9 protein-coding genes are annotated in these 14,281 nt (G+C 72.8%); 5 read left to right on the top strand and 4 right to left on the bottom strand.

Translation table 11 applies throughout. The features are described from left to right. Nucleotides 1–123: 123 nt before the first annotated feature. From ACQKIP_RS10440 to ACQKIP_RS10420, 5 genes are all read left to right on the top strand, one after another. Nucleotides 124–840, top strand: a complete 717-nt coding sequence (locus ACQKIP_RS10440) for a GntR family transcriptional regulator (protein WP_365864126.1) — start codon at nucleotides 124–126, stop codon at nucleotides 838–840. A gap of 81 nt (nucleotides 841–921) precedes the next feature. After that, complete coding sequence (locus ACQKIP_RS10435; protein ID WP_365864124.1) at nucleotides 922–2,448, top strand: hypothetical protein; 1,527 nt, start codon at nucleotides 922–924, stop codon at nucleotides 2,446–2,448. Continuing rightward, nucleotides 2,445–2,570: a hypothetical protein gene (locus ACQKIP_RS10430; protein WP_365864123.1), complete on the top strand. Its 126-nt coding sequence runs from the start codon at nucleotides 2,445–2,447 to the stop codon at nucleotides 2,568–2,570. The genes ACQKIP_RS10435 and ACQKIP_RS10430 overlap by 4 nt, the downstream gene beginning before the upstream one ends. Beyond that, a complete protein-coding gene (locus tag ACQKIP_RS10425) occupies nucleotides 2,567–3,460 on the top strand; it encodes a hypothetical protein (protein WP_365864121.1) in 894 nt (297 codons plus the stop codon). The genes ACQKIP_RS10430 and ACQKIP_RS10425 overlap by 4 nt, the downstream gene beginning before the upstream one ends. Before the next feature lie 77 nt (nucleotides 3,461–3,537). After that, nucleotides 3,538–8,253, top strand: a complete 4,716-nt coding sequence (locus tag ACQKIP_RS10420) for a hypothetical protein (RefSeq protein ID WP_365864119.1) — start codon at nucleotides 3,538–3,540, stop codon at nucleotides 8,251–8,253. Between the two features lie 8 nt (nucleotides 8,254–8,261). Here ACQKIP_RS10420 and ACQKIP_RS10415 read toward each other — a convergent pair whose 3' ends face one another. The 4 genes from ACQKIP_RS10415 to ACQKIP_RS10400 all read right to left on the bottom strand — a co-directional run bounded on the left by ACQKIP_RS10415 (nucleotide 8,262) and on the right by ACQKIP_RS10400 (nucleotide 14,219). Next, nucleotides 8,262–9,389, bottom strand: coding sequence for an aromatic ring-hydroxylating oxygenase subunit alpha (locus ACQKIP_RS10415; RefSeq protein ID WP_365864117.1), 1,128 nt, complete (start codon nucleotides 9,387–9,389; stop codon nucleotides 8,262–8,264). A gap of 52 nt (nucleotides 9,390–9,441) precedes the next feature. After that, nucleotides 9,442–10,596: an N-methyl-L-tryptophan oxidase gene (gene solA, locus ACQKIP_RS10410; RefSeq protein ID WP_365864115.1), complete on the bottom strand. Its 1,155-nt coding sequence runs from the start codon at nucleotides 10,594–10,596 to the stop codon at nucleotides 9,442–9,444. A 69-nt stretch (nucleotides 10,597–10,665) separates the two neighbouring features. Further along, entirely contained in the window at nucleotides 10,666–13,137 is a 2,472-nt protein-coding gene (locus ACQKIP_RS10405; protein WP_365864113.1) for a GcvT family protein, read from the bottom strand. Beyond that, entirely contained in the window at nucleotides 13,134–14,219 is a 1,086-nt protein-coding gene (locus ACQKIP_RS10400) for an S-(hydroxymethyl)mycothiol dehydrogenase (protein ID WP_365864111.1), read from the bottom strand. The genes ACQKIP_RS10405 and ACQKIP_RS10400 overlap by 4 nt, the downstream gene beginning before the upstream one ends. Between the last annotated feature and the right edge of the window lie 62 nt (nucleotides 14,220–14,281).

Genomic DNA, 14,281 nt, shown 5'->3' with positions numbered 1-14,281 from the left:
ACGGAGCGGGCAGGACATGGGGCGCGGGAGGGGACCGTGCCGTGCCCGACAACGTAGAGGATCGTTGAACGATCCCTCAATACCCGTGTTGTCTCGTTCTTGTATCTGCGATTGAATCCGGGCATGGCTGAGGGAATGGCTGACGCGAGCGGACTGGCCGACGACCGCGCGCTCCTGGGGCGCACCAGCACCGCGGAGCGGGTCTCGGACATCCTGCGGAGCCGTATCGCGGAGGGGTACTTCCCGCCGGGGGCGCGCCTGTCGGAGGACAGCATCGGCGGCGCGCTCGGCGTCTCGCGCAACACGCTGCGCGAGGCCTTCCGTCTGCTCACGCACGAACGACTGCTGATCCACCAGCTCAACCGCGGGGTATTTGTCCGAGTTCTCACGATTGAGGACGTGGAGGACATCTACCGCACCCGGCGTCTGGTCGAATGCGCGGTCGTCCGCGGACTCGGAGACCCGCCCTTCGCGCTCGACGGACTCGCGGGCGCCGTCGCGGACGGCACGAAGGCGGCGCGCGAACGCAAGTGGAAGGGCGTCTCCACCGCCAACATCCACTTCCACCGGGAGCTGGTCGCACTCGCCGGAAGCGCCCGCACCGACGAGGTGATGCGCAGCGTCTTCGCCGAACTGCGCCTGGCCTTCCACGTGGTGGACGATCCGCGCCGGCTGCACGAGCCGTACCTCGCCCGCAACCGGCAGATCCTGGAAACCCTCCAGGGTGGCGACGCGGCAAAGGCCGAACGGCTGCTCGCGGTCTACCTGGACGACTCGCGGCGCGGCCTCGTCGAGGTCTACGGCCAGCGCGTGGCGGAGGGTGAGCGGGCGGCCCGCTGAGGGCCGGACGGGCTGCGCCGCGAGGCTGTCAGATCTGCGCCGTTTCGACCGTTGTCAGACCGAGGATCTAGTCTGTGCACCGTGACTTCGCCTGCCGTTACGGACACCGTTCCGCCCCAGCTCAGCGCGGGGCCGAGGCCCGCTCCGGGTCCGGCCGCCGACGAGGGCCTGGCGCGGCGCCTGCGCGCGCTCGCCTGTACGGCGCCGCTGCACGACCTGGACGTGCGCAAGGCCAACCTCGCGGGCGAGTACTCGGTGTACGCGATGGCGGAGGTGGCCCTCTCCGCCATCGACCTGGTCACCCTGAACATGGACTTCGACACCGGCGCCGATCATGAGCAGATAGTGGCCAGGCTGCTCCCGCGCGTCGGTGCCCAGGCCCCCCGGCGCCCCGTGGCCGAGCACGAACGCGTCGCCCGCTGGGTCCTGGAGAACCTGATCAACGTAGGCAGCGTCGACCGCGGCTTCCGCGCGGTGTACGGCACCTTCGCCACCGACGGCTCCTATGTGCGCAGGGACTACGACTTCAAACTGATCGAAGAAGTGCCCGGGTACGGCGGCGGTGTCTATCTCCGTACGACGGACGAAGCGGTCAACGTCCTGGTGGGCGCCCTGGACACCGACGTCACGAGCGCCCAGATCGCCGCCGAGGTGAAGCTCGAGGTACTCATCAACCGCGGCCGCCTCGCCGACGCCCAGCTCGCCGCGGAGCAGGCGCGGTACCGCACCGTGCAGTATTCGGAAACGCTCCGCAGGGCCCTGGACGCCACCCGGCGCAACGTCCGCGCGGTGGACTGGCTCGAGGCCGTCCCCGACATGATCGCCGAGGCGCTCGACCACGTGGCCGACCGCTACCGCCACGAGAACGCGATCCTGACGAACATCCGCAAGGCACGCGACGAGTCCGAGGACCCCGAGCAGAAGCGCCGCGCCGCCGAGCTGGTCGACATCGTCAAGGACTGCATCCGCCGCCACACCCAGCTCCAGTCCCGGCTCCTCGAAGCGGGCCCGCTGTTCCGCGCCGAGCAGGACCGCCAGGCCTTCGCGACCCCCACCGCACGCACCGGCCTCGACCTGTACGGGCAGCTGGTCGCCCCGCTCCTGCCGCTCCCGGTCGAGCAGGCGAGCCGCGTGACCAACGCGTTCTTCGCGCGCGGTACGGGACTGCGCACACCGGTCTCGGTGCGTGTCGGAGACCTCGTCGACATACTGCTCACACCGCCGCAGGAGCGCGAGCACCTGGGCGTGGAGATGCCCGAGCCGGACCTCATCGCCACCCCCGACGACAGCCGCTTCAGCGAGGAACAGCTCGCCGAGGCCATGGACCTGCTCGACCTGCCGGCCGACGCCCCCCGGCGGCTGTCCGGGCTCCTGGCCGACGCCCGGATCCGCGACACCGAACTGCCCTATCTGGTCGCCCTCCTCGCCGTCCACGCGGCCAGCCCGCCCGTCGGCACCGCCTACCGCCAGGGCGAGGAGAAGCTCCTGTTCGCCGTGGACGACGGCACCGAACTCGACGACCCGGAATTCGGCGGCGCCGACCTCATCGTGGGCACGGCACTGCTCGACGCCGCCGGCATGGCGGCCGGCCGGACGGAGGTCGCATGAGCACCGTCAATTCCGCCGTGCGCGCCATCGACTCCGCTGTGCGCGCCATCGACTCCGCCGTGAGCACTCCCGACCCCCTCAAGACTCTCCAGCACCACCGCCGCAAGGAGCACAAGCCGTGACCGAGCACCCCGCAGAGCACACCGCGTGGGGCGAGCCGGAGGCATCGGCGGCGCCCGCGACGACCGCAGCCGTCACCCCGGCCGACGCCGCCGACGCCGCGCGCCTCGTCTCCTTCGGGCTCCAGCCCAAGCTCCAGCCCGCCCGCGACCAGGAGTACGCGGAACTGCTGCGCCGCTACCGCGAGGACCCGCCGTTCGCGCGGCTCGCCGACGCCGTCGCCGCCGGACTCGGGCTCGTCGTCCTCGAGGTGTCCCCGCGCGCGGGGATGGCCGTGACGGCGGCCGAGGACTCCGTGTTCGCCGTCCGCATGGGCGACTACGCCCGCAGGACCGCCGCCGACTCCACCGACCGCTTCCTGCACGGTCTCGCCCACCTCGCCGTCGCCGCCCTGGCGTTCCCGCGCCCCGAGGACCTCGCCGACGACGGCTACATCGGCCGGGTCACGGTCAACGGAGTCGACGCCTTCGTGCGGCAGGCCTGCCACCGCCTGGAGGAGCGCGCCGAGGAGCAGGGCGAGAACTCCGACCCGGCGACCGACGCCCCCGGACTCGAAGCCGCCTGGCGGATCTGGACACGGCGCAGCTCGACCGGCGCCACGAAGGACGCCCGCCGCCTCGCGGGATCGACCACCGGGATCATCGGCAAGGCCGTCGCGTTCCTCACCGACTCCGGGTTCCTGCAGCGCACGGGCGACGACTCCGGAGGCACGTACCGCACGACCGCCCGCTACCAACTCCAGGTGCGCGACATGGCGGGCGGCGCCGCCATGGCCGAACTCCTCGAGCTCGGCATCGTGCCCGTCACGGACGGGTCCGCGACCCTGCTGCCCCCCGACGAGACCGACGACCTGGAACTGGCCGCCGACGCGGGCCTGCCCTTCCACTCCTGAACCTCTCGCGCAGTCCCGCCCCACCCGCTTGACCCCTTCCTGCTGTTCCGCACGACTTACGACGAGAGTCCGCCGCCATGTACGAGCTGTCCCGGGTCCGCCTCTACTCCATCGGCCCCGCCGGTGCGCGCTACGCCGACACCGTGCTTGACCTGCGCGGCGTCGGCGCGGAGGTGCCCGACCCCGCGCCCGCCCAGGCGGAGTTCTTCCAGGACGAGCCGACCGGTCCGCCGCTGCGCCCGGCACCCGCGGGCGTGCTCTTCCTGGAGAACGGCGGCGGCAAGTCCGTCCTCCTGAAGCTGATCTTCTCGGTGATGCTGCCGGGCCACCGCAACACCCTGGGCGGCGCGAGCTCCGGAGTCCTGCGCAAATTCCTCCTCGCCGACGACTGCGGGCACGTCGCCCTGGAGTGGCAGCACACCCTGACCGGCGAGTGCGTCGTCGTCGGAAAGGTCAGCGAATGGCGCGGAAGGCAGGTCTCCAACGACCCGCGCAAGTTCGCCGAGGCGTGGTACTCCTTCCGGCCCGGACCCGGCATGAGCCTGGACTCGCTGCCGGTCGCCGAGTCCACCGCGGTGCGGCCGTCCGTGGAGGGCGTCTCGGGCGCGCAGGGGCGCCGGCGCACCATGAAGGGCTTCCGGGACGCGCTGACCGACGCGGGCAAGGCCTATCCCCACCTCGAAGTGCACTGGGAGGAGATCCACGACCGCTGGAACGAACACCTCGGCGACCTGGGTCTTGACCCCGAACTCTTCCGCTACCAGCGGGAGATGAACGCCGACGAGGGCGAGGCCGCCGGTCTCTTCGCGGTCAAGAAGGACTCCGACTTCACCGACCTGCTGCTGCGCGCCGTCACGGACACCCGTGACACGGACGGCCTCGCCGACCTCGTGCACGGCTTCGGCAACAAGCTGGGCCGCCGCTCCGAGCTCATCGCCGAACGGGACTTCACCGCGGGCTCCGTCGACCTGCTCGGCCGGATCGTCGACGCCTCCGACACCCGCTCACGCGCGCGTGACGTCCACGCGGGCGCCGAGCGCCGCACCCGCTCGCTCGCCCGCCGCCTCTTCGCCCGCGGCGTCGCCGAGCGGGGCCGCGCCGGGGACCTCGCCGAGCGGGTCACCGCCGCCGCGCAGACCGTCACCACCGCGGAGGAGGCACGCGGCAGGTCCGCCTTGATCTCCGCCGAACTGGCCTTCCGGCACGCCTCCCTGGCGCTCACCGTCGCCGAGAAGGCCGCCGCCGCGCAGCGCCGCGAGCTGGCCGACGCACGCCAGCTGCACTCCGCCTGGCAGGCCGCCGAAGCCGTCCTGCGCCACCGCGCCGCCGCCGACCGTTCCGCGCGCGTGGCCTCCGCGATCCTGGAGGCCGAGCGGGACGCGGCACCCGCCCTCGCCGCACGCGCCAAGGCGGCGGCCGATCTCGTACGGGTCCTGCACACCGCGGCCGAAGGCGCCGAGTCACTGGCCAACGAAGAGGAGGAGCGCTCGGCCGCGCTCCAGGAGACCGGCGAGGCCGCCCACCGCGACGCCACGACCGCCGCCACGGAGGCGCAGCGCGCCCGCAGCGAGGCAGGACACCTGCGCCAGCGCCTCACCGAGGTCGAACAGGAGACCGCGGAGGCGGTCCGCGCGGGCTGGCTCGACGACACCGCACCGGACGCCGACCCGGCACGCGCGGCGCTCGCCGCCAGCGACGCCGAGAAGACCGCGGCGGCCGCCTGGGACACCGCCCGCGAGACCTCCCTGCGCGCCTCCGAGCACGCCAAGGAGGCAGCCGCCGCAGAGGCCCGCGCCGAACTCACCGCGGCCCGCGCATCGGACGCGGCGGACGCCGCCGAGCACGCGTACGACGCGGAACGCAGGGCCGCCGAGTCGATCGCCGGGGACGAGCGCCTCGCCGAACTGCTCGGTCTGCCGGGGGCGGGCCCGCAGACCGGGGTGCCGCTGCCGCGGCAGGCCACGGCACAGCCGGGCGACGACAAGGAGAGGGCGGACGCGGCCACGGACAGCGCAGCGGCAGCCGCCCGCGCCGCCATCGGCAGCCGCGCCCCGGCCGAAGGCCCCCTGTCCCTGGCGGAGCTGGACCGCGGCGCCGACGACCTCCGCACGCTCCTGGAGGACGGCGTCGCCTCGGCCGAGCGCCAGCTCTTCGACCTGCGGACCGCCGCCGCCGACGACTCCCGGATCCTGGGCGCCCTCGGTGACGGCGGGCTCCTGCCGCCCGGCCCGGACGTCCTGGCCACCGTCGAGTTCCTCGGCGAACACGGCATCCCCGCACTGCCCGGCTGGCGCTACCTCGCCCAGGCCGTCGACCCCGCCGACCACGCGCGCGTGCTCGCCGCCAGGCCGGAGCTCGTGGACGGCGTCGTCATCACCGACCCCGCCACGCACGCCCGCGCCCGCGAAGCCCTCGCGGGCGCCGCCCTGCTGCCCCGCTCCGCGGTCGCCGTCGGCACCGCGGCCGCCCTCCTCGCGCCGACCCCCGGCGAGGAAGCGGGCGGCGGCGACGAGAACGTCTTCCTCGTACCGCCGAACCCCGCGATGCACGACGAGCACGCCGCCGACGAGGAGCGGACGGCGCTGCGCGCCCGGGCGGCCCGGCGCGACGAGGAGATCAGGGCGCTCGCCGTCCGCCTCACCAAGGACCGCGAACTCGCCGCGCGCCTCGCCTCCTGGCGCAGCGGCTGCCCGGCCGGACGCATCGAAGAGCTCGCCGCCGCCGCACGCAGCGCACGCGCCTTCGCCGAAGAGGCCGAAAGCGAACTGGCCGAGGCCCGTACGGTCCGGGCCGAGGCCGACGAGACGGCGGCCGAAGCGGCACGCGCGCGTGACGAGCGCCAGGAAGCCGCCCAGCGCGCGCGGCGCGTCGCCGACGCCCTCGCGGGACTCGCCTTCCGGCTGCGCGAGCGCGCGGGCTGGCAGACCAAGCTGCGTGAACTCGCCGACGACGCCGTCGAGTCGGAGGCCCGCGCCCAGACCTGCCTGGACCGCGCCCGCGCCGCCGACGAGGACCGGCGATCCGCCCAGCGCGCCGCCGACGACGCCCGCCGCACCGCCCGAGCCCTGCGCGCCGAGCGCTCCGAGATCGCCGGCGCACCCGAGGACGTGCCCGAGGACTCCGCGGACCCCGCCGCCCCCAAGTCCTCGCTGCCCGCCCTGCGCGAGGCCTACCGCGCCGCCTCCCAGCTCTACGAGAAGGTCGGTGTCGGCGCCGACCTGCGCGCCGAACAGGCCCGCGCCGAGAGCGACGAGAGCAGCGCCCTCGCCGAACTGGACCGGCTCAGCAACAAGGTCCGCACCCGCGCCGCCCTGCTCCTGGAGGGCACGGACGGCTCCGACGGCCCGTCCCGGCAGGCCGCGTCCGCCCGCGCGGAAGCCCAGGTCCAGCTCATCGAGACCCGCGCGTCCGCCGCGAGCGAGCAGCTCGGCCGGCTCCGCGGCGAGGCCGAGCGGCTCGCCCCCGGGGACGACGCCGACGCGCACACCGGGCTCCCCGAAGAGCTCGTCCCCGCCGACGCCGAGCAGGCACAGGCACTCCTGCGCACCGCCACCGGCGAACTGGCCGCCCACACCGAAGCGCTGAGCCAGGCCAAGGAGGCGCACGCCGCACTCCTGCACACCCACCGCGCCGCCGAGGACGCCGCCGGAGGCTTCGACGAGACGGCGGCGCTCCTGCGCGACCTGCTGCGCGAGCAGCACCACGAGGAGGAAGCGCCCGAAGAGCCCGAGCCCTACCCCGGCTCCCTCGAAGAGGCCCGCCAGGCCGCATCCGAGGCCCGTCGCTCCCTGCGCGGCTGCGCCGCCGACCTCTCCGCCGCCGAGGCCGCCGTCCGCGAGGCCAGCGACATCCTCGTACGGCATGCGAACTCCACGCGCTACGAACAGGTGCGCACCCCCGCCCGTCAGCAGATCCGCGAGCTGCCCGCGTCCGCGCTGCCGGAGCACGCCAAGAAGTGGGCCGACGCCTTCGCGCCGCGTCTGCGGGTACTCACCGACGAGCTGGAGCAGCTGGAGCGCAACCGCGACAGCATCGTGGACCGCCTGCGCGGGCTCGTGGAGTCCTCGCTGGCCACGCTCCGCTCGGCCCAGCGTCTCTCGCAGCTGCCCGAGGGCCTGGGGGAATGGTCGGGCCAGGAGTTCCTGCGCGTGCGCTTCGAGGAGCCCGACCAGGCGACGCTCACCGAGCGCCTGGGCGAGGTCATCGACGAGGCGACCCGGGCCGCGGTCAAGAAGAACTCCGACCTGCGGCGGGACGGAATGTCGTTGCTCCTTCGCGGCGTTCAGGCCGCTCTGGAGCCGCGCGGCATCGCCGTCGAGATCCTCAAGCCGGACGCCGTCCTGCGCGCAGAGCGGGTGCCGGTCGGCCAGATGGGCGACGTCTTCTCCGGCGGCCAGCTGCTGACCGCCGCCATCGCCCTGTACTGCACGATGGCCGCCCTGCGCAGCAACGACCGGGGCCGCGACAAGCACCGGCACGCCGGCACGCTCTTCCTGGACAACCCCATCGGCCGCGCCAACGCCACGTATCTCCTGGAGCTCCAGCGGGCCGTGTCGGACGCGCTCGGGGTACAGCTGCTCTACACGACGGGTCTGTTCGACACGACGGCGCTCGCGGAGTTCCCGCTGGTCATCCGGTTGCGGAACGACGCTGACCTGCGGGCGGGGCTGAAGTACATCAGCGTCGAGGAGCACCTGCGGCCGGGCCTGCCGCAGCAGAACCCGGCCGAGGAGACGGTGCACGGGGAGATCACGGCGACGCGGATGTACAAGCGCCCGGCGCCCGCCTCCTGAACAAGTCCCTAGGCCAGCCGCTCGGTCAGCCATTGGTGGAAGAGTCCGATGTGGTGCTCGGTGGGCACGAGCACCCCGCCCCCGCGGTAGGCGCGTGACGCCATCGCGGGCTGGGTGCGCTCGCAGGCCTCGAAGTCCTGTTCGTTGACCCGGTGGAAAAGCTCCACGGACTTGTCGAGGTCGACGCCGGACGCGACGACCTCGGGTGCGTACAGCCAGTCGCACTCCACGACCGTGCGGTCCTCGGCCAGCGGGAACATCCGGTGCAGGATCACGTGGTCGGGCACGAGGTTGACGAACACCGCCGGTTTGATCGTGATCGCGTAGTAGCGGCGGTCCTGGTCCTCGGCGACCTCGGGCAGGCGGTCGAAGCCCGGGCTGCCGTCGACGGTGAAGCCGCTGACCTCGTCACCGAACGAGGCGCCGTGCCCGACGTAGTACTGCGCGGCGAATCCGTCCGTGAACTCCGGCAGGACCTCGGTCAGTTCGGGGTGGATGGTCGCGCAGTGATAGCACTCCATGAAGTTCTCGACGATCAGCTTCCAGTTGGCGCGCACGTCGTAGGTGACGCGCTTGCCGAGGGCGAGCCCTTCGGTTCCGTAGCGTTCGATGGACGCCGCGTCGCCCAGACGCTCCACGGCCGCGCCGATGACCGTCTCCTCGAAGGAGGGCGGCTCGTCGGCCAGACACACCCAGGCATAGCCGAGCCACTCCCGCAGCGCGACCTTGACCAGGCCGTACGCGGCGCGGTCGACGTCGGGCATCCTCGTCAGGTTCGGCGCGGCGATCAGCTTCCCGTCCAGGTCGTACGTCCATGCGTGGTACGGGCACTGGAGCGCGCGGCGCACCTCGCCCGACTCCTCGGTGCACAGCCGGGCGCCGCGGTGGCGGCAGACGTTGAGGAACGCGCGCAGCTCCCCGGAGCGGGAGCGGGTGACCAGTACGCTCTCGCGGCCGATCCGGACCGTGCGGAACGCGCCCGGTTTGCCGAGGTCGGCGGAGCGCACCGCGCAGAACCAGAGCGACTCGAAGACGCGTTCCTGTTCCTGCCGGAAGATCTCCGGGTCGGTGTAGAAGTGGCCGGGCAGCGTGCTCATGAGGCTGCCGGCGGACGGGGCCTCGGGGGTCGTCGTCACGGTGCGTACTCCTCCGTACTGCTCGAGTCCGTACTGATCGAGTCGGTGTTCCTCAAGCGGGCGCGGCGGCCAGGCGACCGGGGTCGAAGAGCTCGATCGGGTGCTCGGTGGCGCCGTCCAGGGCCAGATCGGCGACGATCTCGCCGACGACCGGCACGAACTTGAAGCCGTGCCCGGAGAACCCGGCCGCGACGGTCACCGATCCGGGGTGGGCCGGATGCCGGGTGATGACGAAGTGCTCGTCGGGCGTATTGGAGTACATGCAGGTCGCGGCCTTGAGGAACTGCCCGGGCAGGGACGGGATATGGCGCGACATGTGCTCCGCCATCGCCGCGACCTCGTGGTCGTGGACCGTGCGCTCGATGTTCTCCGGCGTGCACGGCGTGCCCTTGCGGAAGAAGGCGACCTTGGCGCCCAGATCCGGGCCGTCGATGGCGGGGAAGCCGTAGACCTGCACGTCGTCGGCGTCCTCCCAGATGTAGATCGGGTGGTTCTGCGGCAGGAAGGGCCGCTCGCCGCCGGTCGGCCGGAACCAGTACATGACCTGCCGCTCGATGGTGAACGGCACCCCGATGTCGGTGAGCAGCTGCGGCGCCCAGGCGCCGGGGCAGATGACCAACTGCCCCGCGGTGTAGGTGTCTTCGGCGGTGTGTACGCGCACGCCGTCCCGGTACGGCTCCCAGCGTGTCATCGGTTCCTCGAAGTGCAGGTCGGCGCCCTGCCGGGTGGCGAGCTGGAGGTGCGCGGCGACGGTGTTCTCGGGGCGGACGAGCCCGGCCCGCGCCTCGTAGAGCGCCACCTCGTCGTCGCGCGGGCTGAGGGTGGGGAAGCGGCGGCGTATCGCGGGGGCGTCGAGCATCTCGTGGGGCAGGTCCCACTGCCGCGCCGAGAGCAGCGAACCGGCGACGGCGCGGCTTTCTGGGCGGCCGACCATCACGCCGCCGCACAGGGTGGCGATCTCGCGGCCGGTGTCGCGCTCCAGGCGTGCGTACAGTTCGTACGAGCGCAGGAGCAGCGGGACGTACGCCGGGTCCTCGAAGTAGGACTGCCGGGTGATGCGCGAACCCCCGTGGCTGGAGCCCCGGTTGTGGACGGGGCCGAACTTCTCCAGGCCGAGGACACGGGCGCCGCGCGCGGACAGGTGGTGGGCGGCGGCACTGCCCATGCCGCCGAGGCCGATCACGATCACGTCGTAGGTGGGGGACACAGAGCTTCCTCCAAAACAGCCGAAACAGCTGAATCAGCCAGAACAACCGAAACAGCGGCCGCACGGCCTCTAGCGGCGGATGCGGGTCATCTTCGGGTCGAACAGCGGCTCTTCGGCGACCGTCGCGGAGACCTTCTCGCCGAAGTACTCGATGTGCACGCTTGCGCCCGTCTCCTGCGGCGGAAGCCATGCGTAGGCGACGCAGCGGCCCAGCGTGTAGCCGTACGAGGCGCTGGTGACGTACCCGGCGGGGACTCCGTCGACGTGGACGGGCTCCTTGCCCAGGACGACGGCGGCCGGATCGTCGAGCAGGAGCGCCGTGAGCTTGCGGGCGGGGGAGCCGAGCCGTTCGAGCGCCGCACGGCCCACGAAGTCGCCCCGGTCCATGCGCACCGCGAACCCGACACCCGCCTCGTACGGGTCGTGCTCGGCGGTCATGTCGTGGCCCCACGCGCGGTACCCCTTCTCCAGGCGCAGGCTGTTGAACGCCGAACGCCCGGCCGCGATCACGCCGTGCCGCTGCCCCGCCTCCCAGAGCGTGTCCCAGAGCCGGAGCCCGGTGTCGGCGCTCGTGTACAGCTCCCAGCCCAGCTCGCCGACGTACGACAGGCGCATCGCGGTGACCGGGACATGCCCGATGTAGGTCTCCCTGGCCCGGAAGTAACCCAACGCCTCGTGCGAGAAGTCGTCGCGGGTGAGCGGCTGGACGAGCTCGCGGGCGAGCGGTCCCCACACGCCGATGCAGCAGGTCCCCGAGGTGATGTCCCGCAGGTGGACGTCGCCGGGGGCGTGGCGCAGCAGCCAGTCCAGGTCGGCCGGGCTGTTTGCGCCGACCTGGAAGCGGTCCGGGGCGAGCCGGGCCACCGTGAGGTCGGAGCGGATGCCGCCCGTCTCGTCCAGGAGGAGGGTGTAGGTCACCGCGCCGGGCTTCTTGGCCAGGTTGTTGGAGGTCATGCGCTGCAGGAAGGCGAGCGCGCCGGGCCCCGACACCTCCAGGCGGCGCAGGGGCGTCATGTCGTAGAGGGCGACCTTCTCGCGGGTCGCCTTCGCCTCCGCCGCCGCGATCGGCGACCAGTGGCGGGCCGACCAGGCGTCGCGCGCAGGGACCTCGATGTCCGCGAGGAGCGGGGCGTTCGCCTCGTACCAGTGCGGACGCTCCCAGCCGCCGCCCTCCAGGAAGACGGCTCCCAGCTCCTGCTGCCGGGCGTAGAAGGGGCTGACGCGCAGCGGCCGCGGCTGCTCCATGGGCTGGAGGGGATGGATGACGTCGTAGACCTCGGCGAACTGCTGGGCGCCGCGGTCGGCGACGTAGGCGGGGGAGCGCTGGGCGTCCTCGAAGCGGGTGAGGTCGCAGTCGTGTACGTCGACGGAGGGCCGCCCGTCGACCATCCACTCGGCGACCGCCTTGGCCACGCCCGCGGAGTGCGTCACCCACACCGCCTCGGCCAGCCAGAAGCCGCGCAGCGCCCGTGATTCGCCGAGCACCGGCATCCCGTCGGGGGTGAAGGAGAAGACGCCGTTGAAGCCTTCCGCCACCTCGCAGTCGCGCAGGGCGGGCAGCAGCCAGCCGCTGTCCTCCCAGCTCGGCGCGAAATCCTCCTCGGTGAAGGGGTACGAGGACGGCATCCGCGGTGCGTCGTCGTAGGCCGGAACGGTGAACGCGTCTACGGGCAGCGGACGGTGGGCGTACGAACCGATGCCGATGCGGTCGGTGTGCTCGCGGAAGTACAGATCGCGGTCCTGGAAGCGGAGGATCGGCTTCGAGGCCTCCGTGCGCGGGTCGTTGACGCCCGCGAGCTCGGCGAGCGGCCCGGTCTTGGCGTACTGGTGGGCGAGGGGCAGGAGGGGAATGTCGACCCCGGCCATGCGTCCGATCACCGGGCCCCAGAATCCGGCGGCCGACACGACGTGGTCGGCGGGGAACGTGCCCTGGTCGGTGACGACGGCGGTGACGCGGCCCTCCTCCTGCTCGATGCCGGTGACGGTGTGCCGGTCGAGAAAACGTGCCCCACGCGCGCGTGCCCGCTCGATCTGCGCACGGCAGGCGGGCACGGCCCGGGCCAGCCCGTCGTCGGGGGTGTGCAGACCGCCGATGACCTTGCTCTCGTCGATGAGCGGCCACATCTCCTTGCACCGGGCGGGGCCGACGAGTTCGGCGCGGATGCCCCGGGAGGCGGCGAACCCGGCTTTGCGGTGGAGGTCGGCCCAGCGCTCGGGCGTGGTGGCGAGTTCGAGGCCGCCGACCGGGTTGAAGCAGGAGTGGCCGTCCACCTCCAGGGCGCCGAACTTCTGCACGGTGTACGTCGCGAAGGCGGTCAGGGTCTTGGACGGTCCCGTCTGGAAGACCAGGCCGGGGGCGTGCGAGGTGGAGCCGCCGGGGGCGGGCAGCGGGCCCTGTTCGAGGACCGTGACGTCAGTCCAGCCGCGGGCGGTCAGCTCGTCGGCGAGGGAGCAGCCGACGATGCCGGCGCCGATGACCACGACGCGGGGGGCCGGTGAAGGGGCGGTCGAGGAAAGGGCGTTGGCGGGGCGGGCGGTCACAGGACCACCACCGAACGCAGCACCTCGCCGCGGTGCATCCTGCCGAACGCCTCCTCGACCTGGTCGAGCGTGATGGTCTCGGAGACGAAGCCGCCGAGGTCGAGCCGGCGGGTGAGGTACTGGTCGACGAGGATCGGGAAGTCGCGGGTGGGCAGGCAGTCCCCGTACCAGGAGGACTTGAGGGCGCCGCCGCGCGAGAACAGGTCGATGAGGGGCAGATCGATCTTCATCTCCGGATCGGGCACCCCGACCTGCACGAGTACCCCCGCGTGATCGCGCATGTAGAACGCCTGCTTGTACGTCGCCGGGGTGCCGACGGCATCGATCGCGACGTCGACCCCGAAGCCGCCGGTCAGTTCGCGGACCGCGTCGACCGGGTCCGTGCCGCGGGAGTTGACGGTGTGCGTGGCGCCGAACCGCGTCGCCCCGTCGAGCTTGGCCTCGTCGATGTCGACGGCGATGACCCGGCGCGCGCCCGCCAGGGAGGCCCCGGCGATGGCGGCGTTGCCGACCCCGCCGCAGCCGATGACGGCCACGGTGTCGCCGCGGCCCACCCGGCCGGTGTTCACGGCCGCCCCGTATCCGGCCATCACCCCGCAGCCGATGAGCCCGGCGGCCTCGGGGCGGGCCGCCGGGTCGACCTTCACGGCCTGCCCGGCGGCGACCAGGGTCTTCTCCGCGAAGGCGCCGATGCCGAGGGCGGGGCTCAGCGGGGTGCCGTCCAGGAGCGTCATGGGCTGGGCGGCGTTGCGCGAGTCGAAGCAGTACCAGGGGCGGCCACGCAGGCACGAGCGGCATGCTCCGCAGGGAGCGCGCCAGGCAAGGACCACATAGTCGCCGGGGGCGAGGTCGGTGACGTCGGCGCCGACCGCCTCGACGGTACCGGCGGCCTCGTGGCCGAGCAGGAACGGGAAGTCGTCGTTGATCGCGCCTTCCCGGTAGTGCAGATCCGTGTGGCAGACCCCGCAGGCCTGCACGGAGACAAGTACCTCTCCCGGTCCGGGATCTGGCACGACGATCGTCTGCACCTCGACGGGTGCGGCCTTCTTCATGGCGACGACGGCACGGACCTCGTGTGGCACGGCCAGACTCCTCTGCTGTTGCGCACTGCACGACGGGTTGCGCTATGAGAGACATACTGGGA

Origin of the sequence: Streptomyces sp. NPDC059900 (assembly GCF_050270335.1) — a bacterium.
In the GTDB taxonomy this organism is placed as follows: Bacteria; Actinomycetota; Actinomycetes; order Streptomycetales; family Streptomycetaceae; genus Streptomyces.
This window is presented reverse-complemented; position numbering and strand designations above follow the sequence as displayed.

What these genes read in the sequence shown, in the direction of transcription:
- ACQKIP_RS10440 (WP_365864126.1), top strand. Translation starts at nt 124, where the DNA reads ATGGCTGAGGGAATGGCTGACGCGAGCGGACTGGCCGACGACCGCGCG.
- ACQKIP_RS10430 (WP_365864123.1), top strand. Translation starts at nt 2,445, where the DNA reads ATGAGCACCGTCAATTCCGCCGTGCGCGCCATCGACTCCGCTGTGCGC.
- ACQKIP_RS10420 (WP_365864119.1), top strand. Translation starts at nt 3,538, where the DNA reads ATGTACGAGCTGTCCCGGGTCCGCCTCTACTCCATCGGCCCCGCCGGT.